At 66.9% G+C, this 620-nt stretch carries 2 protein-coding genes; one reads left to right on the top strand and one right to left on the bottom strand.

Annotated elements, in window-relative coordinates; all coding sequences use genetic code 11:
* The coding region (locus ACYVDE_RS25500) for a DUF4113 domain-containing protein (RefSeq protein WP_460504305.1) at positions 1 to 207 on the top strand (207 nt) is incomplete at its 5' end.
* A 41-nt stretch (positions 208 to 248) separates the two neighbouring features.
* Here the strand turns inward: ACYVDE_RS25500 and ACYVDE_RS25495 are convergent.
* On the bottom strand, positions 249 to 620 hold a 372-nt coding region (locus tag ACYVDE_RS25495; RefSeq protein WP_460504304.1), incomplete at its 5' end, for a T9SS type A sorting domain-containing protein.

The raw sequence follows: 620 nt of genomic DNA, 5'->3' as shown, positions 1-620 counted from the left end.
GCCGCGCCCACGTCGCCCGAGCGGGCACAGCTAATGGCTACGCTGGACCGGCTCAACGGCCGGTTTGGACAGACGGTGGTGGGGCTGGCCGCAGCGGGGTGGGCCAAGGGAGCTAACCACAATCGAGGGCCGGCCTGGGCCGGGCGGGCCGCGTATCGCTCGCCGCTCTACACCACCAGCTGGGAGGGCTTGTGGCAGGTAAGCTGAGGAGTGGGTGGAAAGCCTGTTAAATGCATTGATACGGTGTACTAGCGCACTTCTACGGACTGGCTTGCGGCCGCCGCAGCCCCCCGGGCTCGTACCAGATACAGCCCCGGGGCCAATCCGACAAGGCTGACGGTTGCGGCCGTGCCGCTGGCTACCTGCCGCCGCACCACTTGCCCCAGGGTATTATGTATCTCAATCTCCCGCAGGCCAAAATCAGCAGTCACTTCTACGCGCAGTAACTCAGCAGCCGGGTTAGGATACACGCTGAGCCCGGTCGCCACCGCTGTCGCCGCCCGCGTGGGCAGCACCGTAGCGTAGAGCTGTTCCGCCGCATCGGCAGAGGCTTGCAGCTGCGCCAGCGTAGGGGCCGCCAGCACGGCAAAGACCACCAGCACAGAGTCGCCGGGGGCGAG

This window comes from Hymenobacter agri (assembly GCF_054778495.1).
The sequence above is the reverse complement of the archived record's forward strand: the minus strand, read 5'-3'. Positions and strand labels throughout refer to the sequence as shown.